This window comes from Pedobacter miscanthi (assembly GCF_003315595.1).
GTDB lineage: Bacteria > Bacteroidota > Bacteroidia > Sphingobacteriales > Sphingobacteriaceae > Pedobacter > Pedobacter miscanthi.
Genome location: NZ_QNQU01000002.1, coordinates 26424 through 51026 on the forward strand (window position 1 = coordinate 26424; position 24603 = coordinate 51026).

General features: G+C 41.8%; 25 protein-coding genes, 1 tRNA gene and 1 riboswitch. Of the genes, 6 read left to right on the forward strand and 20 right to left on the reverse strand.

The features are described 5' to 3' along the window. Positions 1–14 precede the first annotated feature (14 nt). On the reverse strand, positions 15–248 hold the full coding sequence (locus DRW42_RS02185) for a hypothetical protein (protein ID WP_113947209.1): 234 nt from the start codon (positions 246–248) through the stop codon (positions 15–17). 143 nt (positions 249–391) lie between these two features. On the opposite strand from DRW42_RS02185, the gene DRW42_RS02190 reads away from it, so the two are divergent. Next, positions 392–652 (forward strand): hypothetical protein, encoded by a 261-nt coding sequence (locus DRW42_RS02190; RefSeq protein WP_113947210.1) that lies wholly within the window; start codon positions 392–394, stop codon positions 650–652. Positions 653–1065: 413 nt separating this feature from the next. Beyond that, positions 1066–2583 (forward strand): PAS domain S-box protein, encoded by a 1518-nt coding sequence (locus tag DRW42_RS02195; RefSeq protein WP_113947211.1) that lies wholly within the window; start codon positions 1066–1068, stop codon positions 2581–2583. A 29-nt stretch (positions 2584–2612) separates the two neighbouring features. Here the strand turns inward: DRW42_RS02195 and DRW42_RS02200 are convergent, their stop codons facing one another. The 6 genes from DRW42_RS02200 to DRW42_RS02225 form a co-directional block, all read right to left on the reverse strand. Then, a complete protein-coding gene (locus tag DRW42_RS02200) occupies positions 2613–2903 on the reverse strand; it encodes a hypothetical protein (protein WP_113947212.1) in 291 nt (96 codons plus the stop codon). Positions 2904–2942: 39 nt separating this feature from the next. Next, a complete protein-coding gene (locus DRW42_RS02205; protein WP_113947213.1) occupies positions 2943–3467 on the reverse strand; it encodes a DUF4385 domain-containing protein in 525 nt (174 codons plus the stop codon). Between the two features lie 3 nt (positions 3468–3470). Further along, positions 3471–3671: a hypothetical protein gene (locus DRW42_RS02210; protein WP_113947214.1), complete on the reverse strand. Its 201-nt coding sequence runs from the start codon at positions 3669–3671 to the stop codon at positions 3471–3473. 307 nt (positions 3672–3978) lie between these two features. Further along, a complete protein-coding gene (locus tag DRW42_RS02215) occupies positions 3979–4659 on the reverse strand; it encodes an SOS response-associated peptidase (protein ID WP_113947215.1) in 681 nt (226 codons plus the stop codon). Between the two features lie 11 nt (positions 4660–4670). Further along, on the reverse strand, positions 4671–5915 hold the full coding sequence (locus tag DRW42_RS02220; protein ID WP_113947216.1) for a Y-family DNA polymerase: 1245 nt from the start codon (positions 5913–5915) through the stop codon (positions 4671–4673). Further along, positions 5899–6327 (reverse strand): LexA family protein, encoded by a 429-nt coding sequence (locus tag DRW42_RS02225; RefSeq protein ID WP_113947217.1) that lies wholly within the window; start codon positions 6325–6327, stop codon positions 5899–5901. The genes DRW42_RS02220 and DRW42_RS02225 overlap by 17 nt, the downstream gene beginning before the upstream one ends. A gap of 176 nt (positions 6328–6503) precedes the next feature. Between DRW42_RS02225 and DRW42_RS02230 the strand changes: the two genes are divergently transcribed. The 3 genes from DRW42_RS02230 (at position 6504) to DRW42_RS02240 (ending at position 8055) form a co-directional block, all read left to right on the forward strand. Further along, positions 6504–6743: a hypothetical protein gene (locus DRW42_RS02230; protein ID WP_113947218.1), complete on the forward strand. Its 240-nt coding sequence runs from the start codon at positions 6504–6506 to the stop codon at positions 6741–6743. Between the two features lie 41 nt (positions 6744–6784). Next, positions 6785–7228, forward strand: coding sequence for a hypothetical protein (locus DRW42_RS02235; RefSeq protein ID WP_113947219.1), 444 nt, complete (start codon positions 6785–6787; stop codon positions 7226–7228). A gap of 308 nt (positions 7229–7536) precedes the next feature. Then, positions 7537–8055, forward strand: a complete 519-nt coding sequence (locus tag DRW42_RS02240; protein WP_113947220.1) for a sigma-70 family RNA polymerase sigma factor — start codon at positions 7537–7539, stop codon at positions 8053–8055. Between the two features lie 133 nt (positions 8056–8188). Here DRW42_RS02240 and DRW42_RS02245 read toward each other — a convergent pair whose 3' ends face one another. The 4 genes from DRW42_RS02245 to DRW42_RS02260 are packed head-to-tail and all read right to left on the reverse strand — an operon-like array spanning position 8189 to position 12386. Beyond that, entirely contained in the window at positions 8189–9304 is a 1116-nt protein-coding gene (locus DRW42_RS02245; RefSeq protein WP_113947221.1) for an alkene reductase, read from the reverse strand. Positions 9305–9308: 4 nt separating this feature from the next. Next, positions 9309–10304 (reverse strand): bile acid:sodium symporter family protein, encoded by a 996-nt coding sequence (locus DRW42_RS02250; protein ID WP_113947222.1) that lies wholly within the window; start codon positions 10302–10304, stop codon positions 9309–9311. 17 nt (positions 10305–10321) lie between these two features. Continuing rightward, entirely contained in the window at positions 10322–11452 is a 1131-nt protein-coding gene (locus DRW42_RS02255) for a methionine synthase (protein WP_244215170.1), read from the reverse strand. Beyond that, positions 11379–12386, reverse strand: a complete 1008-nt coding sequence (locus DRW42_RS02260) for a DUF1852 domain-containing protein (protein WP_113947224.1) — start codon at positions 12384–12386, stop codon at positions 11379–11381. The genes DRW42_RS02255 and DRW42_RS02260 overlap by 74 nt, the downstream gene beginning before the upstream one ends. A gap of 179 nt (positions 12387–12565) precedes the next feature. Continuing rightward, a riboswitch (cobalamin riboswitch) is annotated at positions 12566–12747 on the reverse strand. A 163-nt stretch (positions 12748–12910) separates the two neighbouring features. On the opposite strand from DRW42_RS02260, the gene DRW42_RS02265 reads away from it, so the two are divergent. After that, a complete protein-coding gene (locus DRW42_RS02265) occupies positions 12911–13372 on the forward strand; it encodes an Lrp/AsnC family transcriptional regulator (protein ID WP_113947225.1) in 462 nt (153 codons plus the stop codon). A 463-nt stretch (positions 13373–13835) separates the two neighbouring features. On the opposite strand, the gene DRW42_RS02270 is transcribed toward DRW42_RS02265, so the two are convergent. The 9 genes from DRW42_RS02270 to DRW42_RS02310 all read right to left on the reverse strand — a co-directional run bounded on the left by DRW42_RS02270 (position 13836) and on the right by DRW42_RS02310 (position 24590). Next, positions 13836–13909 (reverse strand) — tRNA-Arg (locus tag DRW42_RS02270). Positions 13910–14128: 219 nt separating this feature from the next. Then, positions 14129–14362 carry a hypothetical protein gene (locus DRW42_RS02275; protein WP_113947226.1) on the reverse strand — a complete coding sequence of 78 codons (234 nt, stop codon included), beginning with the start codon at positions 14360–14362 and terminating at the stop codon, positions 14129–14131. Between the two features lie 462 nt (positions 14363–14824). Continuing rightward, positions 14825–15988, reverse strand: coding sequence for a mannonate dehydratase (uxuA, locus tag DRW42_RS02280; protein ID WP_113947227.1), 1164 nt, complete (start codon positions 15986–15988; stop codon positions 14825–14827). Between the two features lie 63 nt (positions 15989–16051). Then, a complete protein-coding gene (locus DRW42_RS02285) occupies positions 16052–16876 on the reverse strand; it encodes an SDR family oxidoreductase (RefSeq protein ID WP_113947228.1) in 825 nt (274 codons plus the stop codon). Between the two features lie 18 nt (positions 16877–16894). Continuing rightward, positions 16895–18361 carry a glycoside hydrolase family 30 protein gene (locus DRW42_RS02290; protein ID WP_113947229.1) on the reverse strand — a complete coding sequence of 489 codons (1467 nt, stop codon included), beginning with the start codon at positions 18359–18361 and terminating at the stop codon, positions 16895–16897. 188 nt (positions 18362–18549) lie between these two features. Then, positions 18550–19725, reverse strand: a complete 1176-nt coding sequence (locus tag DRW42_RS02295; protein WP_113947230.1) for a glycoside hydrolase family 88 protein — start codon at positions 19723–19725, stop codon at positions 18550–18552. 1 nt (position 19726) lies between these two features. Beyond that, complete coding sequence (locus tag DRW42_RS02300; RefSeq protein ID WP_113947231.1) at positions 19727–20914, reverse strand: alginate lyase family protein; 1188 nt, start codon at positions 20912–20914, stop codon at positions 19727–19729. A 26-nt stretch (positions 20915–20940) separates the two neighbouring features. Beyond that, on the reverse strand, positions 20941–23403 hold the full coding sequence (locus DRW42_RS02305) for a glycoside hydrolase family 2 TIM barrel-domain containing protein (protein ID WP_113947232.1): 2463 nt from the start codon (positions 23401–23403) through the stop codon (positions 20941–20943). Between the two features lie 11 nt (positions 23404–23414). Further along, entirely contained in the window at positions 23415–24590 is a 1176-nt protein-coding gene (locus tag DRW42_RS02310) for a heparan-alpha-glucosaminide N-acetyltransferase domain-containing protein (RefSeq protein WP_113947233.1), read from the reverse strand. Positions 24591–24603 lie beyond the last annotated feature (13 nt).

Sequence of the window (24603 nt, forward strand, 5' to 3'; positions counted from 1 at the left end):
AAAGAAAACCGCTTTTACTGGTTAAGTGAAAAACTGTCTGTCACACTACTATCAGGCGAAATAACATTAATTTTCGCCAGTGAATTGGCATCTACAATCTCCGCTACATACTGCTGCAGTTCAGCAGATAGCGCTGCAGCATTTTCATTTTCAGCTACAATTATATTAATCTCAGCCAGTCCTTTTATCCCGATTGTACGGACACGTTTGCCTAAAAATACTTTGAGCTGCGCAATTAATTCTTCCATATCTGTTTTTATTAAGAAAAGCGTGTAACCGGGTAAAAAGTTTTCTTTCAAAAAAAAATACTTCTTCTAATGATATCTGTATATCTATGGCATGTCGGTATCCGATTATAAAACAAAAGCGTACCATTTAAAGTTTTGTTACCATGAACGCACTTAATATCGATATGCCCCATAACGGAGAAATCATCACCTTAACCATTATTCCAAAAGATGATTATTTTAAGATTGCTTATGCCGGAAGAATGCTTGGAGCGACTAAAAAGGAAGGTTCGGATTGGATTTTGATGCAGGAGGATGAACTTGATATGACTGGCAATAAACTTAACCCGCAAAGTAATGATATTATACTGGGTGCCGCAGAGATTAACCAGATTGCCGGCGAAATCGAGAACCATTTGAAATAAAACACGAGGTGATTGAAATTTTGTCTGATTTAGTAATCTCCCCATCCTCCTCGCAAATTTTAGTTTTTTTCTGATTTAGTCCATTTCTTGATATATCAACCTGAGTTCGATTAATATTTATGCCTTTTGATTAGTTTTAGCCTACTTTTCCTAGCGCGATCGTCATGCTGTCTCGAAGCTTCGGGATCAGCATCTTTCCTGCTAGATAGACCCTGAAATAAATTCAGGGTGACGACTGTGAGTTGAAAATATTCGCAGGAGACTTAAAACAAAAAAAAGTAATCGAACTCAGGTTATCAGGTAACATTATAGATAGATATGCGTTTTAACCCCTGCTTAAATACGTATAGTTTCACCGTGTTTTATCAAATCACGGAATATTCCTATATTGTTTGCCACATCCAAAACAGGGAATGAACGGGACACAGGATATATTGGAAAAAATCAAGGCTTTTGAACAACGGGAAACCGAACTCAGGTTGGATAATGCCGAACTGAGGAAACTGATTGCGGCCTTAAAGCTGGCAGAAGAAAAAAGCGCGGCTCTCAATTCCATAGTAGAGTGTTCGGATGATGCAATTATCAGCAAAGACCTTAACGGGGTAATTACCAGCTGGAACAGTTCTGCGCAGCGGATGTTCGGCTACGTGGCAAATGAAATGATCGGCGAATCAATCCTGAAACTCATTCCTGCCGATAGAATTGAAGAGGAACCGAAAATCCTCGCGCAGCTGAGACAGGGAATCCGTGTTGATCATTTTGAAACCCAACGAAGAAGAAAAGACGGTTCGATCCTGGATGTTTCGCTCACGATTTCGCCTATTTATAATCCTGAAGGAGAAATTATAGGACTTTCTAAAATTGCAAGAGATTTAACCCTGCACAGAAAGGCAGAAGTTGATGGACGCAGGCTGATGGCCATTATCGAATCTTCGGATGATGCAATTATCAGCAAAGACCTCAACAGTATTATCACCAGCTGGAATGCTTCGGCCCAAAGAATTTTTGGCTACAGTGCGGAAGAAATGATCGGACAATCAATACTTAAGATCATCCCACCCGACAGACATGGCGAAGAACCAAGAATACTTGCCCAATTGAGCGAGGGGATCAGGGTGGATCATTTTGAAACGCGGCGGCTAAGAAAGGATGGCAGATTAATCGATGTTTCGCTAACCATCTCCCCCATCAAAAACTGGAAGGGCGAAGTAGTAGGATTGTCGAAAATTGCCCGGGATATTACCGATAAAAAACTGGTTGACCAGAAAAAAGATGAGTTTGTTGGTTTTATAAGCCATGAGCTCAAAACCCCGCTTACTTCTTTAAAATCATACCTCCAGATTGCCGAGAAAAAAATTACCGACACCAACTTTCTGAAGCTTGCATTGGAGCGGGCTACCCTCCAGGCCAAAAAAATGGAAAACATGATTGGCAGTTTCCTTCACCTTTCGAGGATTGAAGGAGGCCACATCCGTATTGAAAAATCCTCTTTCAACATTGCCGAATTGATCGATGAGACAATAACAGACGCACAAATTGCAAGTCCTGTACATCAGATCAGCCACCGCTCTGCCGGAGAGATAAATGTACTGGCAGACCGGGAAAAAATATCAATGGTGCTGACCAATCTGATTAGCAATGCCCAGAAATATTCACCAAAAGGCGGACAGATTACCATTTCCTGTACTCAAACAGACAAACAAGTACAAATCAGCGTAAGTGATGAGGGTATGGGGATTTCGCCATCGGATCAGAAACGCCTTTTCCAGAAGTTTGCCAGGGTAGAAAGTGAACAAACAAAACACATCTCGGGATTTGGCATCGGGCTTTACCTGGTATCAACAATACTGGAGCGGCATGGCTCATCCATTAGCCTCGAAAGTGAAGAAGGTAAAGGATCACGGTTCTCTTTTATACTTTATACTTTTTAACTGCCATACTAGTCGGCCAGCCGGTTATATTATTCTACCTCGCCCTCGGCCAATCCTTCGAGGAACCAACCTGATTTATACTCAAAAAAGGCTTCGCTGTTTCCCGATTCATTGATCACTTTTCCCCTGAAATCATGGGCGATATCTTTTTCGGATTCGAGTACCTTTTTCGCAAGCCTGGCATATTCTTCTGTATTCAGTCCATCCTTTATCATATAATAAGGTTCGCCCTGCTCTGTATAACGGGTTTCAATTAAACCTTCTTCAAACTTTGCCCTATCAGGGCTACTGGCTGTAGCATTATTCTGATTATTTTCCATATTTAAATTTTATCATATCAATCAACAAGCTTTTCAGGATCAACCATGAACTTTTTTCCAGCTGGCCTTAGCCTTTCGATAAACCGGATGCTCTTCCGCCTTTTTCCAATACGTGTAAAATATTTCCGCAGCCCGGGCCTTTTGCTCATCTCCCGTGCCTCGTTCGAGCAGGGCATAATCATGTAACTTATCATATTTTTGTCCGCCTCTATAATTCGCATAACGCCGCGCACGGGTGTAACCCATCTGCAGGTACTTTCGGGCCAGATCTGCTCCAACAAAATCTCCTCCAGATATGAAGTCAAGAAACAGTTTATAAATTGCCCCGGCACTTTTCTGTGCAATCTCAGGATCTTTAAAACGCCATAACGGACCAATGATGGATTTGTAGGGTTCACAGATTAATACGCCTTGTTCTCCCTTGCCCACCCTGTAAAGATCGGGATGCTGTTTATAATCCACTTCTTTTCTCCAGGGATATCCTTTCAGGTCAAAATCCAGGTAAGATGGGCGGCGGGATAATTTATTGGCTGGGCTTCTGTTATTTACTTTCGCTTTAGCCATTCCCTAGCCTCCAGGCATCCGTGGCGCGTTGGTTGTGCTATCCTGATGAGCATCTGTAGTAACTGAATCGGTAGCAGCTTTAGAGGTATCTGTTACCTTGTAAGAAGTATCTTTCTGTCCATCCTTGCCATCGGCACTTTTTCCTGTACATGCAGCAAGGCTAACTACACCGGCCGCAAAGCATAATAAAAAATATTTTTTCATCTTTAACTGATCTTAAATTTCATTATAACCCGCCTGCCATTTCTTTGCCAGGATCAACAGGTTATAATGTCGGTATTTTGTTAAAGAACACTGCCCAGGGGTAAAAGGTTTGATCAGGTTTTCAGTTTGGTAGCTGACTGAAAATAGTCTGGTGCTGGTATAAAAAAAAAGCCCAGGATACTAAAATAATAAAAACACATTTCAAGATCTTATCATCTCAGGCCACAGCAACCTATCATTAGTCTCGCCCCACTAACCAAAATGCCTGGCCTTATCGCCGGTCAGAATCCATAAAAATCAAACACCCTTAGTCGAAAAGGGTAAGGTCCGGGCCAGATGCCCTGTTATTATTACCATCCTTATTGCGGGCGTTATTGATCTTTGGATCTACCTGCCAGCCTTTAAGTAAGGCATCATCCACCGGATGCAAAACTTTAAGCATTTCCGAAGCAGGTAGTTCACGGTCAAGCCATACTGCGCTTTCTCTTTGTGAGAGTATGCAGGGCATCCGGTCGTGGATTTTGCCTATATATTTATTTGCTGGCTGCATGATCATGGTACAGGAAGGGATCACAATGCCTGTTTTCGGATCTTTCCAGCTATCCCAATAACCTGCCAGCAATAATACTTCACCATCGGTTCTTTCAAAATAATAAGGTTGTCTGCTGCTGCTGCTCCGGTCCCATTCATAAAATCCTTCAACCACAAACACACAATGTCTCCTGCCGATCAGATTTTTATAACTGGGCAGCGAATGCATGGTTTCGATCCGGCAATAGGTAGTTGAAAATTTAGGCACTTCGGTAGAGCCTGTAGGTATGAGTCCCCATTTTACATAATGCAATCTGCCCGGTCTCGCGTCGAGTATCACCGGCATATCCGTTCCCGGTGGACGGTTGGTATCTTTTTCCCTTGAATCTCCTCCTAAAAGCAGACCTGCTTTTGCCGCCATGGCCAGGCTTTCGCCAATCAATGTTCTTCCGCACATATCTTTTTCTTTTATTTAACCTTTATGATATCAGCCCACCTGGTGGTGTAGCCCTTTGAGAGGTATTCATGCTTGAGGCGCCATTTTTTCTCATATCCTTCACTTGCCATCCGTAGCGTCCCCCTGCCGTAAGCAAGGTTAAGCTTATCCAGCACTGCCGATACCGTGTCTTTTTTACCGTTATCATGATCAAAAAAAGCATTCAATTGCAATTCGTTTTCCGGTACCAGGCCGGTGGCTATCACTCCCGCTTTCCTGTATTTTACCCCGGCCCTGAAAAGCCTGGCTGATACCCTCACCGCTATGCTTACCAGATCGGTGGTATTGTTGCTCGCAATGAGCAGTTTGTGGGTATGGCTCGGGAAATGCTGGGGATGGTCTTCCCTGTTTTTATTGGTATACAGGAAAACCTGCAGGTATAAACAACGCAATTTTTCTCTACGCAATTTTTCCGCTAAGCGGCTGGCATAAAGCGTTAGTGCCTCGGCCAGAATTTCGGGCTGCTCGATGTAATTCCGGAACGAGCGGCTAACGGTGATTCCTTTTTTTGTTTCCCTTACCGCTTCCAGCGGAATGGCAGGCCTGCCCCAAAGCTCGTTCCACATACGTTGACCCAAAATGGTCATGTGCTGCTTGAACCACATTTCCGGCATATTCCTTAACTCTCCTGCGGTACGTATACCAAGCGATTCAAACTTTTTATAATGCTGTCTTCCTACACCCCACAGTTCATGCGCCGGAAAATCATTTACCGCTGCTTTAATTTTTTCATCACTATCCAGCACCAGTACCCCACCTGTTCTTTTGGACATTTTGTTAGCCAGTTTGGCCAGTGTCTTGGTGGGTGCTACTCCGATTGAAACCGGAATGCCGGTATTGCGCACAACCGATTCCCTGATTTTAGGCACGTAATTTCCCAGGTCTTTCACCCCGCCAAGCCATCCGAAAGCCTCGTCTATACTATACACATCAAGCCTCGGAAACCAGCGTCCAAGATTATGCATTACCCGTTCACTCATATCCCCATAAAGGACATAGTTGCTGGAAAAAACCTGAATACTAAACTTTTTGATCAGATCCCTCACCAAAAATTCGGGATCGCCCATCTTGATGCCGCAGGCTTTCGCTTCCTCACTCCTGGCAATTACGCAACCATCGTTATTGCTTAACACCACAACCGGCTTCCCGTTGAGTTCAGGACGGAAGAGCCTTTCGGCAGAGGCATAAAAGTTATTGCAATCACAGAGTGCAAACATGGCTGTACCTCCCTGTTCTTAACGCTTTTGGCAGCATGTTTCTGCAAATAGCTGTAACTACTCCCCAAACCTGCAGCATTCCCATTTCGGTTTCCCGAACAGTTGCCTGATCGTTTTTGAGCACAAATTCTCCGTTTTCAATGAGAAACATACGGCAGATAAATGATCCGGCAGAAAAGGCCACCACGATTGCGCCATGATGGGCTTTTAGCGAGCGGTCGATAATTAAGACATCACCATCCAAAATCCCGCAGGATTCCATTCCTCCGCCCTTCATCTGAAAATAAAAAGTGCAATGAGGATCAATTACGAGCCGCTCTGAAATATCAAGTCTTCCTTCTAAATAATCTGCCGCCGGGGATTGAAATCCCGAAATCTTTTGCTCTGCTCTTTTCTCAAACGACCTGATCATAAACCCCTTTGCTTAAAACATCACAAATTTATACTAAAATTTTTAGCAAATAAAATCTTATTTAATGATAAAACACAACCAAAGGGAATAATCAATTTTAAGGCTCCTCAAAACTAATCAACAGCGAATTTGTCTTATCATAGGGCTGCACCAAAGGCAGTCTAACGATAAACACTATGGAAAACTTAACATTATCTGAAAACGCCAAACGTTTCATGGACTATGCGGTAGATACGCTGAATACAATGGATGGAGCTCCCCAGCACAGCCCTGCCATGAAAGACGAAGTAATTGGAAAGATCAGTACACTCAAACAATACCTTCAGGAGCTTGAACAGGCTTATATTGACAATACACCTGATGATGTTTCATCCCCTGTAGATCCCGAATATATTGCAGCTGCAGGACACAGTTAAGGGATATTTCCAAAAAGATCATTTTATAAAGGCTAGAGATAATGGGTAAAATCAAAAACCTGATTGCCGGCCTTGGAGGCGCGGTGGTACTGAACATCCTGCACGAATCACTAAAAAACAAAGGCAACGATATGCCCCATATTGACCGTTTGGGCGAACAGGCGCTTCAGAAATCGCTTGGATATCTAAACACAGGTATTGAAGGTGAAGATAACCTGTACCTGGCTATTACTTTAGCAGGTGATGTGGCAGGAAATGCGGTTTATTATAGCCTTATTGGCGGCAAAAATAGCCTGATATGGCTGAAAGCCATCGTGCTGGGTTTAGCAGCCGGCATTGGAGCAGTAACACTCCCTAAGCCGATGGGACTGGATGATGCTCCTGTAGCCAGGAATGCCAAAGCCGCAACACTCACCATTGCTTATTACTTAACAGGGGCGCTTGCCACTGCTATGATTCTTAAACTATTTAAAGACCGGTTGTGAGTTCGCGTTTTTTTTCGCAGCCCACATCATAAAAAATTACACTTAAGCACCTGAAAGCATTGATTTAGATTAAATGGAGCCTTCAAAGAAAGCGTTCCCTTTTTCATATTAGCTTTCTCATATACTCTGAGTATGCAAAAGCTTATCCCCGGGTGTATTAATTAATTGCTTGTGTTAATTGCGGTGATTTAGTTATCCGTATAAATACGGAATTTAGTCCCCAATTTAATCATACTCAAACCAATCATACATCCTGTCTGTTAACTAAGTCCACCTATATAATACTATAAAATAAGCGAAGGAAACCTATGGACCAAAATGAATTCAGCCTGATTGCAAGTAAACATGAAACCGCGCTCCATTCACATGCACTGAAGTTCACCCGTGATGAGGATGAAGCCAAAGACCTTGTACAGGATACACTGTTAAAGGGTATACGTTTCTGTGCAAATTTTGACAAGGGTACCAACATAAGGGGATGGCTTTATGTAATTATGCGCAACACCTTTATCAACAACTACCGTAAGGATCAAAAGAAGCAGGCACTGATTGTGCAGGAGGAAGAAATTACCAGTCCGAGTTTGATGAACAGCTCTACGCGTAATTCATCCGGCTCAACATTTATGATGGAAGATATCCGCAGGGCATTAACCAGTATACCTGAGGCTTATAGTTATCCCTTCCAGCGTTATTTTGAAGGTTACAAATATGAAGAAATATCCGAAGAGCTCGGCATCCCCCTTGGTACAGTAAAAACCCGCATCCATCAGGCAAGGCTCATGCTAAAAAAATACCTGAAAAATTATCAGGATGGAGCCGGCGACTAGATTACTACATTACTTAAATCGCCGGTTAATATTTTATAATATTCCGGCACGAAACTTCACAGAAGTATGGCAGAATGATCGGGTCGGTTCGATAAGCCAGCCAAATAATTCAGTTAAATTCATTATCACTTAGTTAAATTTGACCATCTATTATTTGTGTAGTGTTTTCTTCGTCGCAGCATGGATAATCAATATATCCTTGCTCCCCGCCACCATATATGGTAGCCCTGTCAGGCTCACTAAGCGGGGCGTTTTTTTCGAACCGCTCAGGCAGGTCGGGGTTTGCGATGTATAGCTTGCCAAAAGAGATCAGCTTCGCAATACCTTTTTCAAGTTCTGCTTCGGCTGAAGCCCTATCATACCCTGCATTGGCAATAACTGCCTGGCGGATCTTGCTGCCAAAGCGCTCAATCTCGTCTCCAGCCGCATAGTGTTCGGGCGAGGGGAAATTTGGGCTGCACCTCATGATTTCCACATAGGCAAAGTCCATTTCGTTCAGTTTTTCGATCAGGTAGGTATAGGTAGCGGCAGGGTCATCCAGTATCGTATCGCCATAGCAATGGAACGGGGCTATTTTAATGCCCACCTTTTCACCACCCACCACGCGGATCAATTCCTGCATCACCTCCAGCACGAAGCGGACTTTGCCCTGGATGCTGCTGCCGTAAGCATCCGTCCTTTGGTTGGAACTTTCAGCTAAGAACTGGTTGGGAAGACAGCCATTGCAGGCGTGAAGTGTAACCCCGTCAAAACCTGCCGCTATCGCATTTTTTGCGGCCTGGCCATAATCCATTATGGTTTGCCTGATTTCCGGGATCGTCATTTCCTGAGGTATCTCGAAATCCTTCCTGCCTTGAGATGTAAAATGCTGCATTCCCCGGATAGCCAAGGGTGATGGTGCAAGCGGGAGCTTGCCGTTCCGGTCTACAGAATGTCCCATACGGCCGGTGTGCCAAAGCTGGGCCACTATTATGCCACCTTTGTCATGTACCGCTGTGGTTACCTTCTTCCAGGCTGCTATTTGCTGATCGGTAAAAATACCAGGCGTAAGCGGACTGCCCGTAGCCTCTTCGCTGATCCTGATGGCTTCGCTGAAAAGCAAACCTGCACTTGCCCTTTGTGCATAGTATTCTGCCGTGATATCACCCACCAGACCGTTGCTGTATGTACGGCCCCTGGTCATCGCTGCCATGGCTATTCTGTTTTTTAGGCTGAAATTACCCAACTGTATTTTTTCTAAAAGCTTCATAGGACTATCTTTCTTCTTTTCGCCGGGCCATACCCTGAGCGATGATGCTGGCGGCAATCAATTGCAGGGCATGATAAAGCATGAGTGGCAGCAATACAATACCAGTGATGGTACTGTGCTGAAAGAGCACTTTTGACATGACCGTTCCATTTACCAATGATTTTTTAGAACCACAAAATAATACCGTGATGCGATCTTCATCTGAAAAGCCGAACAAACGGCTGAGTAATCCGACGCAAAAGAATACGGCAAAAAACAAGGCTATCATCCCTGCGGCAAGTCCCGCAAGTTCAAGCGCGGTAAAGCCTGCAAACAAATGTTCGGAGAATGACTTACAAAACGAGGTGTAAATGATGGTAAGGATGATTGCCTGGTCGAAATATTTCAATTGTTTCTTATACTTTTCAGCAATGGCGCCAAAACGTGCGTTAAGACTGATGCCAATGATGACAGGCAACAACACCTGAAGGACCAACTTGATCACGATCTCGGTGACATCAAAATTGCCTGTTGCAGAAGCGATGAACAGCCCAACCCAAAGCGGCGTAACTACAACGCCGATTAAACTGGAAATGCTTGCATTGAAAATGGCTGCGGGAATATTGCCTTTAGCGATGGAAACCATGACTACCGAAGACGAAACGGTTGATGGTAAGGCCGCAAGAAAAAATATACCCAACCAAAGCACTTCGAAATCAGTACCAACAAACAGCGGGCGGGACGCCAAAACGATGAGTGGAAAGAACAAAAAAGTAGTCAACTGAACGATAATATGCATTTTCCAGTTGACAAGCCCGGCTTTTAGTTTCTCCATACTCAATCTTAGTCCATAAAATAAAAAGATCAGCGACACGCCTACACCTGCGATCTGCTCCAGCGAAACAGGTTCTTTTACCCTGCCCGGTTGCGGTAAAAAATAGGCCAGTAGGATCATGGTGCCTATCATGAGCAGGAAACCGTCGAAACCTGCTTTACCTAATATTGCTAATAACTTCTTCAATGTAATTCAATATATTATTAACCCGCATTTTCTTTGCGTATGATCTCTGCGCCTGCGCTCAAAGCACTTAGCTTACCTCGCGCTACCGCTCTTGATAATGGGGCCATACCACAGTTTGTACTAGGGTAAAGATTCTCTATATCTACAAATTCAAGCGCTTTACGTAGGGTATTGGCTACTTCTTCCGGTGTTTCTATTGTGTTAGTTGCCACATCAATAGCGCCGACCATCACTTTTTTACCGCCAACAAGTTCCATCAGATCTAGGGGCACGTTTGAGTTGTGGCATTCTAATGATACCACATCAATCTTAGATTTTTGAATTTTTGGAAAAATTTCTTCGTATTGACGCCACTCTGAACCCAATGTTTTTTTCCAGTCGTTATTGGCCTGTATTCCGTAACCGTAGCAGATATGTACCGCAGTTTCGCATTTTAAACCTTCAATTGCTCTTTCCAGCGTTGCCATTCCCCAATCGTTTACTTCATCGAAGAAGACATTGAATGCTGGTTCGTCAAATTGGATGATATCTACCCCTGCCTCCTGAAGTTCTCTTGCCTCTTCATTGAGGGCTTTGGCAAATTCCCAGGCTAACTTTTCACGACTTTTGTAATGGCCATCGTACAAGGTATCTACCATGGTCAACGGTCCGGGTAATGCCCATTTGATAGGTTTACTGGTTTGTTTACGCAAAAATTTGGCGTCTTCGACAAAAACTGCTTTTTGCCGGGCAACGTCGCCTACAACCATCGGAACACTTGCATCATAACGGTCACGGATTCGTACCGTTTTGCGATTTTCAAAATCTACACCGCTTAGATGCTCGATAAAGGTGGTCACGAAATGTTGGCGTGTCTGCTCACCATCACAAACGATATCCAGTCCTGCCAATTCCTGTTCCTGCAGTGTAATGCGTAACGCATCCTGTTTTCCTTCCGATAACTGGTCTCCTTCCAATTTCCATGGCGACCATAGTTTTTCGGGTGGTGCAAGCCAGGCAGGTTTGGGCAAACTTCCAACAATTGAGGTTGGCAATAATAATTTCTTCGTCATAGCATAATTTTTAGGTATTGTATTAATTAATTGAGAAATTGGCTGACCATTGCTCAAGAATATCCCGGTAAGGTTTGATGAAATGCTCTTCGGCATATCTGCCCTGTTCAACGGCCAACCGGCTACGCTCTTCGCGGTCATATTCAACCCGGGTCAGTGAATAATCTTCGTGTTTAAGACTAGGTTGATAGATTTTGCCGGCCACTGAATTTGCATTGTAAATTTCAGGGCGATAGATCTTCTGGAAAGTCTCCATCGTGCTGATGGAGCTGATCAGCCCAAGATCGGTATAGTCACTAAGCAGATCTCCGGAATGATAAAAAGCCATCGGTGCCACAGCATTTGGAGGCATGAAAAAACGAACCTTTAAACCCATTTTTGCGAAGTATTCATCGGTGAGTGAAAACTGATCCTGCTGGTACTCAAAGCCCAGTACGGGATGTTGATATTCCGTGCGGGTATAGGTTTTATTACCCGATACACTCAGGCAAATGATCGGCGACATCTTAAAGTGTTCTTTATATGTTGCCGAATTCACAAAACACTTATAAAGTTTTCCATGCAGGTCGCCAAAATTTTCAGGAACAGTGAAACTGGGTTTATCTTTATTGTAGTCGATCAATAACACACTAAAATCATAATCACGCACGTAAGAAGAAAAATTATTTCCGGCAACACCTTCGATTTGCTGACCAGTCTTACGGTCAAAAATATTCGTTTTTAAAACTTCGATCATCGGCAGATCGTTGATACCGTTCTCATCATCGATACGCATCGTTACGGTGAGGATTTCGAGTTCTACATGGTAACGGTCGCCTTTTGGATTATCTACATGAGCCAATGCATTAAATCGATTATTGATCATATTTAAGGCATTACGCAGGTTTTGCTTACGGTTAACTCCCCTGGCCAGGTTTGCAAAATTGGTGGTCAGACGCGTCTGACTTGCGGGTTGATAATTTTCATCTAAACAAGTGCTCTTTAGCGTGAAGACAAAATCATCCCCAGTGGTATTCTGGATATTTTCCATGTATTTCTTTAACTTTTTAAATGGTTAATGATCATTAAAAAGTTCTTGGTTATTCAGGATACGACAGACAAAAGAAAGGATTTCAGGAAATGATATATACGCGAAAGTGCACGACAAACCCCGATGGTTTGCACCTTATAAGCTATACAATCTGACCAATAACCTCTTTACGCGGAAGTATCGTCAATTCAGAAAAGGCAGGTATCCTGACTTGTAACGGTTTTTACCGGCCTTCCCGTTTGCACAGTGACCATCATTGGTAAAACCTATTGTGTTACTTACAGTTGCGCGACAGTTCGTGATTTGCACACGATTCCCTATTAATGTACCGCTAAGTAAAACCTTTCCCGATTGCTGAAAAAAGCAAAGAACCACGAGCTATAAATTCTGTCCAAAGTTAAACAAACAGTTATAAAAGTCTAAATAAGCCTGTCATTTAGGCTAAAATTGCTTTATTTTAATGATTTATTGAATTTTTATGCGGTTTGTGTGTACTTTAGCGTGCTTTAACAGTAATTTATGCTATGGAACAATTGGATGAGATCGATCTGACACTATTAAAAATATTGGGAAATGACTCAAGTCATACCATCAAGGAACTCGCCGCGAAGGTAAATTTGACGCCATCGCCGGTAGTGCAGCGTGTAAAACGACTGGAAAACAGTGGTTATACTAAGAAATATATCGCACTACTTGACCCGGAAAAGTTCAACCAGGGCTTTATTGTGTTCTGCAATATCCGGCTTAAACAGCATGACCGGAAGGTGGGACACAACTTTGTAGCGGATATTCTCAAAATCGAGGAGGTTGTAGAATGTTATAATATCTCAGGCGATTATGATTTCTTTCTGAAAGTGTATGCCAAAGACATGAAGCATTACCAGGACTTTGTTTTTAATAAGTTAGGCTCCGTTGAAAGTATTGGGAGTACACATAGTACTTTCGTGATGGCCGAGATCAAAAACACACACAACATCAGTTTTTAATTTTTGACACCTTCACACCCAATGCCAAAATTTATTAGGCAGTCTTCCAGTCGCATTTGGACTTTAGTCCCATCTTGTAACATCCCATTTTCGTTTTATTGAGGATTTCTTCAAAATACCATCAACATCGATTCTCAGACATAAGAACCTTTCTTTAGCTTTTTTCTCCGGCGTCTTCAAAAAGAAAGTTAGACCAAAACTGCTTTCCCACATAATTCTACGATTTAAAATTAATAAATGTCGAACTATATAAACTTTGAATCAAGCCGATAATGCGCTTTACATTCTGAATACCAATATCTTAGATGTAATTCTGCGGCAGTTTTTTTCATATTTATAACTACCAAGATTCTGCCACGAAAATTTGTTTAATTTTTTGACTCAGTTGAGCGCCAAAAGCGAAACAAAATAGCTAGTGTCAAAATAAAAAAGGCTCCCAGTTTAACTGAGAGCCTTTAAGCTGTACCCCGGAAGGGATTCGAACCCCTGACCCACGGTTTAGAAAACCGTTGCTCTATCCAACTGAGCTACCGAGGCCCATTTTTTAATGAGCTGCAAATATAGAAGTTCTATTTAATATGTAAAAATATATTTTAAACTATTTAGAAGCTGCTTTTCCTAATTCAAATAAGTATTTCAGAACGAAGCAATTAAAATTGATTTATAGCAAAAAAACTTTCTGAAAAACACAGTTTTATCTCTATTCTACGCATTAAAACATAGATTGAACTTTCAAAAAAGCTTTATCAAGCGGGTTTAAGCATCCTCCCCATTCCAGATATCATCATCGGCATGGCTAATTTCATCGTGACTTGATGTAATGCTTTTTAGCTCTTCGTGATGATAATTTCTTTCAGGATTTTCGGGCAATGCGTCATCCTGATTTAGCGGTATTTTCCTTAAATGTTCAGGCTTTTTAACCTCTGGTAAATCATCGTGTATAACCGAAGGTTTCAGTATTGTTTTTTTGGGATGATTGTTATTTTCCATAATTTATTAGAGGACTCAAATTTTAAGCCATAAATTAAAGGTAGGGGAAAATAATGGGTTTGCCGGATTTAATCGAGAAGAAAAAGCAGAGCGTAAACAGCGTTAAACAATCATCAAAAGATCCTTCGACTATCCTCAGGATGACAAAAAGAGGAGTCAATACCACCAAATCCTCCGTGTTTCTGTGAATCCGTGGCAAAAAATACGCACAAATAAAACATCTGTGTTTATCTGTGCGCATCTGTGGTAAAGTAAACCCTACAGATCCTTCGACTACGCTCAGGATGATAGTATCAAACGAAACGTCATCTCGGCCGCATTGGAGAGATCTATAAAAAGAGAAGTCAAGTTTTAAAAACTTGACTTCTCTGAATTAGCGCAATGAAAAGATCCTTCGACTACGCTCAGGATGACAAAACCAGTAAGGAATTACGATGAATACATTCCTCTAAAGTACTGTATTTAATAATTTCCGGTTACCCCAATTTCTAAACCTCTTAATTCGGCTAAACCGCGTAACCTGCCAATGGCTGAATATCCCGGATTGGTTACTTTTGCCAAATCATCCAGCATCTGGTGACCATGATCGGGACGGAAAGGAATCGATTTATCGCGTAAAGCATTCTCTTGGGTAATGGCTTTCATGATTTCGTACATATTTACATCGCCACCCAAATGGTCGGCCTCGTAGAAACTGCCATCTTCATCTTTTTTCACGTTACGTAAGTGTGCAAAATATACACGCTCTTTAACCGCATCAAAAATTTCTAAAGCATTATTACCCATTCCGGCCCCTAACGAGCCCGTGCAGAAGCAAACACCATTAAAAGCCTGATCTACTTCTTTAATGATGTAGTTAAAATCTTCCAAAGTGCTGGCAATACGTGGTAATCCCAAAATCGCATAAGGTGGATCATCTGGGTGAATGGTCATTTTAATGCCTTCTTCGGTACAAACCTCAGCAATTGAAGAAAGGAAATATTTTAAATTTTCTTTTAAACCCTGGGTACCTATGGCTTTGTATTCGTTAATACTGGCACGCAAAGTTTCCAGTTCAATTTCTTTTTCGTTCGGGATGCCCATCAATACATTGATGCGCAGATCAACCAGATCCTGCTCTGATAAAGTGGCATGTTTATCTTTAGCTCTTTGCAAAATCGATTCGGAATAATCAGCGTCGGCACCTTCCCTTTTCAGGATATATAAATCGAAAATAGCCAGATCGATCCAGTTAAAATAAAGCGCTTTAGATCCGTCGGTCATTTCGAGATCCAGTTGTGTACGTGTCCAGTCGAGTACTGGCATAAAATTGTAGCACACAATCTTAATTCCGCAAGCCGATAAATTCCGCAAAGAGGTTTTATAGTTCTCAATATATTGGTCAACATCTGCCCTGCGCGTTTTAATCGCTTCGTGCACCGGTACACTCTCCACTACCGACCAGGTTAAGCCTGATGCTTCTATAATTGCTTTTCTTTCTTTGATATCTTCCAAAGGCCAAATTTCGCCATGTGGAATATGGTGCAACGCGGTTACAATACCTGTAGCACCGGCCTGTTTAACGTCTTGTAAGCTTACCGGGTCATTTGGTCCGTACCAACGCCAGGTTTGTTCTAACTTCTTCATTATATATGATTACACAGATTAATTGATTACAACAATAAGGTGATTACATTGATTAACTTTTGGTTATACTCCCGAAAATGCAGTAAAGCCACCATCAACTTTAATATTTTCGCCGTTTACAAACTTAGAGGCATCGCTAAGCAAATATACCAATGCTCCGATTAATTCTTCGGGATCTCCAAAACGTTTAAATGGTGTTTTATAGATAATGGCTTCTCCCCTTGCGGTTAAGCTGCCATCTGCATTGGTAAGCAAAGCCCGGTTTTGGTTGGTGATAAAAAATCCGGGAACAATTGAATTGATCCTGATTTTGTCCTGGTAGCGGTTTGCCAGTTCTACCGACATCCATTTGGTATAACAATCTATTGATGTTTTGGCCAATGAATAACCTAATACGCGCGTAATGGCCTGGTTAGCAGAAACCGACGAAATGTTTACAATACTGCCGCCATTTTTGGCTATTTCTTTACCAAAAATCTGGGTAGGCAACATGGTCCCGAACAAGTTGAGGTCGAATGCCTGTTTTAAGGCTGAAATATTAAGATCAAAAATATCACTTCCCGGCTGAATAACTGCTTCGGCTACATTTCCACCTGCCGCATTAACCAGGGCATCTATCCGTCCAAATTCTTTGATAATGGTTTCATTCGCATCGAGCAGGTTCTGCTCATCCAGCACATCTGCAATAATATAAATGGCATTTCCACCTGCATTGGTTACATCAGCTACCCTTTGTTTGGCCGCTTCTTCGTTTCTACCAATTACAACGATTGTAGCACCTGCAGCGCACAATCCGTTAACAAAAGCCTCGCCTAAAACACCTGTAGCGCCCGTAACCACCACAACCTTGTTTTTTAGTGAAAACAGGCTTTCTACTTCTTTTATCATTTGTTTAGTTAATTTAAGTTATTCTACTACCAATGTTGTTATAGAGTGCGGCAAGCTGGTTGTTGTTGCAGCCTCGCCTTTAATCCATAAACTGTATTTTAATTTATCGTCTGATTGGTTCATTACCACTACCACCAGTTTGCCATCGGTATTTAAGAAGGCTGTTGATTGGAGTTTATCGCGACTAGATGCAGCACCAATCCTTTTAGCACCCGGACGGATGAATTTAGAGAAATGGCCCATGTAATAATAAGCATTGGTATAAATTAGTTTATCATTTTTAGTATCGGCATGTACAGGGGCGAAACAAAAGTTACCCACGTGGTTTGGTCCGCCTTTTTCATCTAAAAGGATGTTCCAATCTGTCCATGCTGCTGTACCGGCATTAAAATCGTTAATCATCGAGTAACCGTAACGCTCGCCCAAAGTCCAGTCGTCCAGTTTATTTACATCGTATTTTTCCTTGCAACCTTCGGTAAAAATGAGCGCTTTATCCGGATAAGCTTCATGTGTTTGTTTTACATTGCCAAACTGCATGCCACTGCCTGTCCATGTTTCGTACCAGTGGAAACCAATACCCCAAACATATTTGGCAGCATCTTTATCGTTTAAAATAGTACTTGCCCTTTGAAAAATCTGATCGCGGTTATGGTCCCATGCAATTAGTTTTTTTGAAGAAAGACCTGATTTCTGTAAAGTTGGACCTAAGAAATTTTTAATAAAATCGCGTTCTTCTTCGGCGGTAAACACACACGATTCCCATTTTTGTTTAGCCATGGGCTCGTTCTGTACACTCAAACCCCAGATCGGAATGCCCATCGCTTCGTAAGTTTTAATAAATTTCACATAGTGATTGGCCCAGTTCTGACGGAAGGCAGGTAATAAATGTCCGCCCTGAATCAAACTGTTATTATCTTTCATCCAGGCTGGTGGCGACCAGGGACTTACAAACAAAGGAAGTTTACCACCTGCTGCTGCTGTAGCCTGTTTAATCAAAGGGATTTTAAATTGCTCATCGTGTGCCACGCTAAAGGTTTTAAGGGCTGCATCATTATCCTGAACGTAGGTGTAACTTCCGCTCGAGAAATCGCAGCTGGCAATATTGGTACGGGCCAAAGTATAACCAATACCTTTATCCGGGCTGTAATAAGCGGTTAAAAGTTCCTGCTGATTCTTTTTAGATAACTTGGCAAATGTTTCGGCAGAAGCATCAGTAAGTGCACCACCAATGCCAACCAAAGTTTGATATTTAACCGTAGGATCTACAAAGATACATGGCTCTGTTTCAAAAGGTTGTTTATTCTCAACGAAATTTAAGGTTTCGGTTTTACTGATGCGGTATTCTGATTTTTCGGCAGTGGTATAAACGGTTACTTTTTTATTGGCAACGGTATAGGCCTGTACGGGTTTAACCGCTTTTTTGTTCTGTGCAGCCGCAGTAAATGCAGTTGCCAAAACCAATAGGATGCTCAAATTTTGTTTCATTACAATATTATTTATTTGATTTAGCCTTGTAAAGCTGTTTTTATATTATTTGTGGCCCAATTTGCGAATAAATCGTTTATCCAGGCCATAAAATCTTAAATTTAACAGACCGATTTCAATCTACTTTTGATCATTTTTACATAACCAATTATCATTTAAGGAAATACAATCATTCAGATTCGAAATTTTTATTTTTTGCTTCTTAACAAAGCTTCCAGGTAATAATAATCTGCATAATTAATCGGTACATCAATTTCTGATTTGGCCGGACGATGACCTGTGCTGTGGTCCAAAATAAAGCCGTCGTTATCGCCGGGTTTGCTTGTATATTTTGTACTTAGAGAATATAAAATTTTATCGGCAGCAGCTTTATATTTTTTACTGTTGGCAGGGCTGTATTTTGCAAGTTCGTAAAGTGCAGAAGCCGTAATTGCAGCTGCAGAGGCATCACGCGAAACATCAGGAATTTTAGGATCATTATAATCCCAGTATGGAATACCATCTGCAGGGGTTATTTTACTGTTTAAGATAAAACCCGCAATACCATCAGCCTGAGCCAGATAAGTTTTGTTTTTGGTTTCGCGGTAACACATGGTATAACCATATAATGCCCAGGCCTGTCCACGTGCCCATGCCGATTCGTTTGCATAACCCTGTGCAGTTACCTTCTGGCGTACATTGCCGGTTAAAGTATCATAATCAATCACATGGTAAGAGCTAAAATCAGGTCTGAAATGGTTTTTTAATGTAGTATTGGCATGTTTTACAGCAATTTTATAAAAAGATGAATCGCCTGTTAATTTGGTGGTTTCAAATAACAATTCAAGGTTCATCATGTTATCAATAATTACCGGATACTTCCATTTATCGCCGTTGTGGTCCCACGATTTGATTACCCCTGCAGTTGCATTAAACCGGGTCGACAATGATTTTGCCGCCTGGATAATTACTGCTTTGTAAGCGGGATCATTGGTTAAACGGTATCCGTTACCGAAAGGGCAATAGATCATGAAACCCAGATCGTGTGTTCCTTTATTAAATTGTTCTTTTTTAATGTCTTCGGTATATTTTTTGGCCAGCTCAAGCCATTTTTTATCCTTGGTATATTGATAGAAATACCAAAGCTCTGCCGGGAAAAATCCACTGGTCCAATCTTTGGAAATTACCATTTTAAACTGGCCGTTTTCTACCGTACGTGGTGAAACCAGATTTGGCTTTAATTTCCGGGCCGAATCTACATTTTTAATGAGTACATCGGTTTGTTTGGCAGCTGATGCAAAAGCCTTTGCAACATTAACTTGCTGTGCTTTAACAACACTGAAAGACAGCATACTTAATGCCGTGATGGTTAATTTTATGTTCATGTTATAACCAGATTATTGGGTTACGGATAGGTAAATTTCTAATTACTTCTTCTACTTGTGGTTTGTGGTCTAATTTTGCCCAGGTTTGGTACCAGTTCGCCTGTTTAAACTCTACTGCACCAAACAGTAAAAACGGTTGTGCAACCGGCCAATTCTCCCAGTACATTACATCGGGCTGCAAGGTCCATTTGCTTTTATCGGCAATAAACGGATACAGATAAGTGATTCCTTTTTTGATGGATTTACCATCAGTGGTTTCAAAGTTCCAAAGGTTATCTTTTGGGGTAGATAAAATCTGGCAGAGCATGGTCATGGCATCAAGGTTAAAGATCGAATAACCATAAGGCTTTGTACGGGCAATTTCTAACGGAAAACTACCATCAACCCCCATCTGGTTGGGCAACAGAATAGTTTTATAGCTGGTACGCAAAGAATCGAGCATGTTTTCATCGCCACAAAGTTTAGCAAACGAAGCCACTTGCATGGCCCAGCAGGTGGCATGGTTGTTTTTAACGGTTTTCTCCTGGATGCCTGGTTTACTCGTATTTAACCATAACGTATAATCGGCAAACCATTTTTTAACGCCTTTAGCCGTTTCCGGATCGAAAGCTTTGGCCTTTTGCATCACCAGGGCACCCTGTGCCACTTCCATAAGGTGGATGGTATCGATAATACCGTAGTTACGACCAGTAAAGCGTCCTTTTATGGCCTGTGCAAAAAGCAGGTTAGGATTCATCAGCGTTTCTGAATTGATAAACCAGGCCTGAAAATGTTTAACCGCTTCTACCACATATTTTTCGTCGCCGGTAATTTTGTAAGCAGAGGCTAAAGCGCCAATAATTTTACTGAAGCGCACCATGGCTTTACGGTGAGCTAAAAAGTTATCTGAATTGGTCATTCCATCCCTGTTGATATATGGGCCATCAGGGTTTTGCGGATCAGGCCAGAAATAATCTGCTTCTGAGAAGAAATCATGTTTTCCACCCGCACTTCGAGGCGAAGATGAAGCGGTAACCGTAATGGGTTTTTGTTGCATGGCCCAGGCTGCCTCGGCCAAAATCTGCTTCTTTAACAGCACCTCTGCCTGTTTTTTTAAATCCGTTTCTTTCGGACCGGGCTTTGAGGATGCATCGGCTGTTCCTGTAAAACAGAGCAGCAGCAATAATGCATAAGGGATGATTTTTTTCATTGGTTTATATTTTTCTTGGTTAGCTGTTATAATTTTGTAAAAACTGTTTTTAAACCTTCTGAACTTACGGAAACTGCACTCTGGCCTTTATTTAGTTTCACCTTAATAATGGCCCTTCCATTGTAAGCCTGTACTTTACGCGATCCGGAAGAAGTGCCCTGATTATCAATCAATTTACCATCCCCTGTTAAACCAAAGGTAATCCAGTTAATGGCATCTAAACATTGTACGCCTTTGTCATCAAAAAGCTTTACTTCAACGGTGGCCACATCATCCTGCTGATCAATTTTCTTTAGCTCCAATTTAGCAGGTTTGGTCCATTTTTCGGTCTGGTAGTTAAATTTAATTTCGTCAGTTACGGTTTCTTTTCCTTTTTTAGCGATTACTTTAACGGTATTTTCACCTTTTACAAAAGGAAGATTCCAGCGCAGGCCAGCCGCAGGGTAATCCTGACTGTTGCGTTTTTTGCTTCCAAAACTTTTACCATTCAGAAAAATTTCGGCTTCGCTGCAGTTCGAATATATTTTAACCATTTTTTCTTCGCCTTCATCACCCCAGCGTACCGGCCAGGTATGTCCGTAAATATGGACCATCGGTTTTTCCGTCCAGTATGACTGGAAAACATAGTAAGATTCTTTTTTGGTAAAATCCCTTTCTACTACCCCCTTCTGGTTTATATAAGGCACAGGGTTATCGGGACGTATTGCGGTAGAAAAATCCTTAAAAGGCCAATAAGCGCTGCCACTTAACCATGGCATGGTTTCCTGTTCTTTTAAATGCCAGTCGATTAAATTGGCAATATACGATTCGCTCCAGTCGCCATCTTTAGAGATCCTTGCTGCTCCGCCGTACAATGAGGCATCACCTGCCCTTTCATCGACACTTCCACCCGTTTTGATTTTGCTTAAAGCTTTATCCGGGTTTTCTGAATGACGCAAGGCGTGGCTATCACCGCCCCACTCTACGTGCAAAAAGCGTTTAACTTTGGCAAACTCATCTTCTGATGCTTTTTTATAATCGGTATATGCACCGCGGTACCAACCCGCCCATATAGATGGTGAATACACATCTACAATGTCGCTGCAGAAATCGCAACGGCGGATGGCAGTATAACGCGATTGATCCAATTGGTGTGAAAGATCGTTCAGTTCTTTCATAAAAGTCCTGATTTTTTCCTTATCAAATTCCGGGAAATCGCCCGGCCAGTCGTTTTCGTTGCCGAGGCCCCAAATAATAATGGCAGGATGGTTATAGTGCTGCTCAACCATATTGGTGAGCATTCTTTTTGCCTGTTGTTTGTAAATATCGCCGCCTAAACCGCCACGGCACCATGGAATTTCTTCCCAAACCAATATACCCAGACTATCGCAAAGGTTTAACACGATACGAGATTGCTGATAATGCCCCAAACGGATAAAATTAACGCCCATATCTTTCATCATCTGCATCTCCTGGCGGATCATACCTTCCGTCATCGCCGCACCAACACCTGTGTGGTCTTCGTGGCGGTGCGTTCCGCGTAACAGTAAACGTTTTCCGTTGAGGTTAAATGGTCCTTTCTCCACAAATTCGATATGGCGGAAACCAATTTTTTCTTCTCCTTTGTAATTTCCTGTTGAAGCGATTACTTCATATTGTAAGGTATACTGAAGAGGTTTATCGGTTGACCATAATTGCGGTTTTTTCACTTCTACCGACCATAAATCGATATCGGTAGTTAAACTACTAAGTTTTTTCTCTGTTTTGGCTACAGTTTTACCAGCAGCATCAACCAGTTTAAGCTGCACAATGGCGTCGTTAATGCCCGAAGGATTATATAAACGGGTTTTAACATTCAATTTACCCAATTTGCCCTGCGCATCTACTTCAGCCTTGGCAAACATTTTATCGACTGAAAGTGAAGGCGCATAAACCAAATTTAAATAGCGGTAAATGCCACCATAAATATTAAAATCAGATAAATCAGAAGGGATCATTTCGAGGTCTCTTGAATTATCGGTTCTTACTGACAACGGCACTTTACCTTTAAACTGTTTTTGATAAACATCCGTTTTTTTGAAAGCGGCTACAGCATCCGTAATATCAACCGTCCATTCGTCGTACCCGCCAACATGCGTACCTACTTTGGTGGTATACACGTAAACTTCTGTTTTTTGTCCGGCGCCTTCGAAATGCAAAATAGTTCTCCCGCTTTGGTAAGGATTATCAATTTTAAGCTGTGTCCGGTACCAGGCCGGTCCCTGATAATAGTTTACATCAGGATCAACCGCATCTTCTGCATTTACGCAATGTGGCAACGTTACTTTCTGCCAGAGTGGTACAGCCTCAGGATTGCCCACGCCAACAGGGCGCACAGCTTCCCAAACGCCACCGAGATCTTGTTTTACAAACTCCCAATTATTGTTTAAACGAACAGATTGCTGAGCAAACAACAACTGACTACATATCAGCACAATAAATAAAAAAAGGTATCTAACTAACTTTAACATGTATCTTGAAATTAAACTTTTAACCGTAATTTTTTCTTTTCTAAAAAGTACACAATCCCAATAACCAAAAAGGAAATAAAAAAGGACCTGATAATGCCACCAATGCCCGAACTCAGGAAATGTGGGAAGTGGAAATGGACTAAATGGAAAAGCGAGTATAATAAATATGGGATAAGGTAACAGGTTAGGGTACTGGTACCAGCAGGTTTAATGATTTTAAACCAGTCTTTTTTATGTTTTACATCAACAATATAAATCAACAATGCGAAAACCAGAATGGTAATGCCCATGCATACAAATACCCACGCCGGAGTAGCATAAATTTTAGAAATCCCTCCAGCATACGGCCTGATAAACATGCCAAAAGCAAAGGATAACAAACCATAAAATATAATCATGATCCAGAAATCGAGGTATTTTTTATTACCGATCAGTTTTTTATACATCGAGGTAACCAGTGCACCGCCCATCATCAGCGTAATGGAAGAAGCATCTCCAATGATCCATAAGTGGTGTTGAAAAATACCCATATGCGAAGTAATGTTGATGGCGGCAAATGCGACAAAGGCCAGCATAAGTACCAAAATATTTCCTTTTGAAAAAAGATATACGAAAGCCGAAACAAGATAAGCCCAGCCGATAATCCCAAGAATTCCCCACCAGTGTGGTTTTAAAGTTTCAGGTTTTTCTGCCGAACCACCTTTATAAAGCAATGCCAATACTGCAATTAATACGATGCCGAGGACGATAAACCCATTCTTTTTTACTTTGGAGAGCGTTGAAGGATAATCAAGCCACACGAGGAAGAAACCAATCGTAATGAGAATGGTGTAAACCGAATAGGATAACAAAGCAGATTGCCCGTCGTAATTTTCTAAATTAACATGAAAAAAGCCCATCACAATTAAGGCAAATGCCCTTAAGGCAATGTAACCCGAAACAGAGAGCAAACCGGCACCTTTATCTTTTCGGCTCTGAATGGCAAATGGCAGTGAAAGTCCAACGATAAATAAAAAAGCCGGAAAAATAAGGTCCGAAAATCCCATCCGGTCGGCATCAGCGGGTGCATGTTCTATCCATTCAGGAATATGTTTTACACCTGCAACATCGTTTACAAAGATCATCAGAAACATGGTGATGGCCCTTAAAACATCGATGGATAAAATACGGAGCGGTAGCTGGTTCATTTTATTTTAAGGA

Coding starts and splice junctions, on each gene's coding strand:
- DRW42_RS02185 (WP_113947209.1), bottom strand. CDS start 248: ATGGAAGAATTAATTGCGCAGCTCAAAGTATTTTTAGGCAAACGTGTC.
- DRW42_RS02190 (WP_113947210.1), top strand. CDS start 392: ATGAACGCACTTAATATCGATATGCCCCATAACGGAGAAATCATCACC.
- DRW42_RS02195 (WP_113947211.1), top strand. CDS start 1,066: ATGAACGGGACACAGGATATATTGGAAAAAATCAAGGCTTTTGAACAA.
- DRW42_RS02200 (WP_113947212.1), bottom strand. CDS start 2,903: ATGGAAAATAATCAGAATAATGCTACAGCCAGTAGCCCTGATAGGGCA.
- DRW42_RS02205 (WP_113947213.1), bottom strand. CDS start 3,467: ATGGCTAAAGCGAAAGTAAATAACAGAAGCCCAGCCAATAAATTATCC.
- DRW42_RS02210 (WP_113947214.1), bottom strand. CDS start 3,671: ATGAAAAAATATTTTTTATTATGCTTTGCGGCCGGTGTAGTTAGCCTT.
- DRW42_RS02215 (WP_113947215.1), bottom strand. CDS start 4,659: ATGTGCGGAAGAACATTGATTGGCGAAAGCCTGGCCATGGCGGCAAAA.
- DRW42_RS02220 (WP_113947216.1), bottom strand. CDS start 5,915: ATGTTTGCACTCTGTGATTGCAATAACTTTTATGCCTCTGCCGAAAGG.
- DRW42_RS02225 (WP_113947217.1), bottom strand. CDS start 6,327: ATGATCAGGTCGTTTGAGAAAAGAGCAGAGCAAAAGATTTCGGGATTT.
- DRW42_RS02230 (WP_113947218.1), top strand. CDS start 6,504: ATGGAAAACTTAACATTATCTGAAAACGCCAAACGTTTCATGGACTAT.
- DRW42_RS02235 (WP_113947219.1), top strand. CDS start 6,785: ATGGGTAAAATCAAAAACCTGATTGCCGGCCTTGGAGGCGCGGTGGTA.
- DRW42_RS02240 (WP_113947220.1), top strand. CDS start 7,537: ATGGACCAAAATGAATTCAGCCTGATTGCAAGTAAACATGAAACCGCG.
- DRW42_RS02245 (WP_113947221.1), bottom strand. CDS start 9,304: ATGAAGCTTTTAGAAAAAATACAGTTGGGTAATTTCAGCCTAAAAAAC.
- DRW42_RS02255 (WP_244215170.1), bottom strand. CDS start 11,452: ATGCCGAAGAGCATTTCATCAAACCTTACCGGGATATTCTTGAGCAAT.
- DRW42_RS02260 (WP_113947224.1), bottom strand. CDS start 12,386: ATGGAAAATATCCAGAATACCACTGGGGATGATTTTGTCTTCACGCTA.
- DRW42_RS02265 (WP_113947225.1), top strand. CDS start 12,911: ATGGAACAATTGGATGAGATCGATCTGACACTATTAAAAATATTGGGA.
- DRW42_RS02275 (WP_113947226.1), bottom strand. CDS start 14,362: ATGGAAAATAACAATCATCCCAAAAAAACAATACTGAAACCTTCGGTT.
- uxuA (WP_113947227.1), bottom strand. CDS start 15,988: ATGAAGAAGTTAGAACAAACCTGGCGTTGGTACGGACCAAATGACCCG.
- DRW42_RS02285 (WP_113947228.1), bottom strand. CDS start 16,876: ATGATAAAAGAAGTAGAAAGCCTGTTTTCACTAAAAAACAAGGTTGTG.
- DRW42_RS02290 (WP_113947229.1), bottom strand. CDS start 18,361: ATGAAACAAAATTTGAGCATCCTATTGGTTTTGGCAACTGCATTTACT.
- DRW42_RS02295 (WP_113947230.1), bottom strand. CDS start 19,725: ATGAACATAAAATTAACCATCACGGCATTAAGTATGCTGTCTTTCAGT.
- DRW42_RS02300 (WP_113947231.1), bottom strand. CDS start 20,914: ATGAAAAAAATCATCCCTTATGCATTATTGCTGCTGCTCTGTTTTACA.
- DRW42_RS02305 (WP_113947232.1), bottom strand. CDS start 23,403: ATGTTAAAGTTAGTTAGATACCTTTTTTTATTTATTGTGCTGATATGT.
- DRW42_RS02310 (WP_113947233.1), bottom strand. CDS start 24,590: ATGAACCAGCTACCGCTCCGTATTTTATCCATCGATGTTTTAAGGGCC.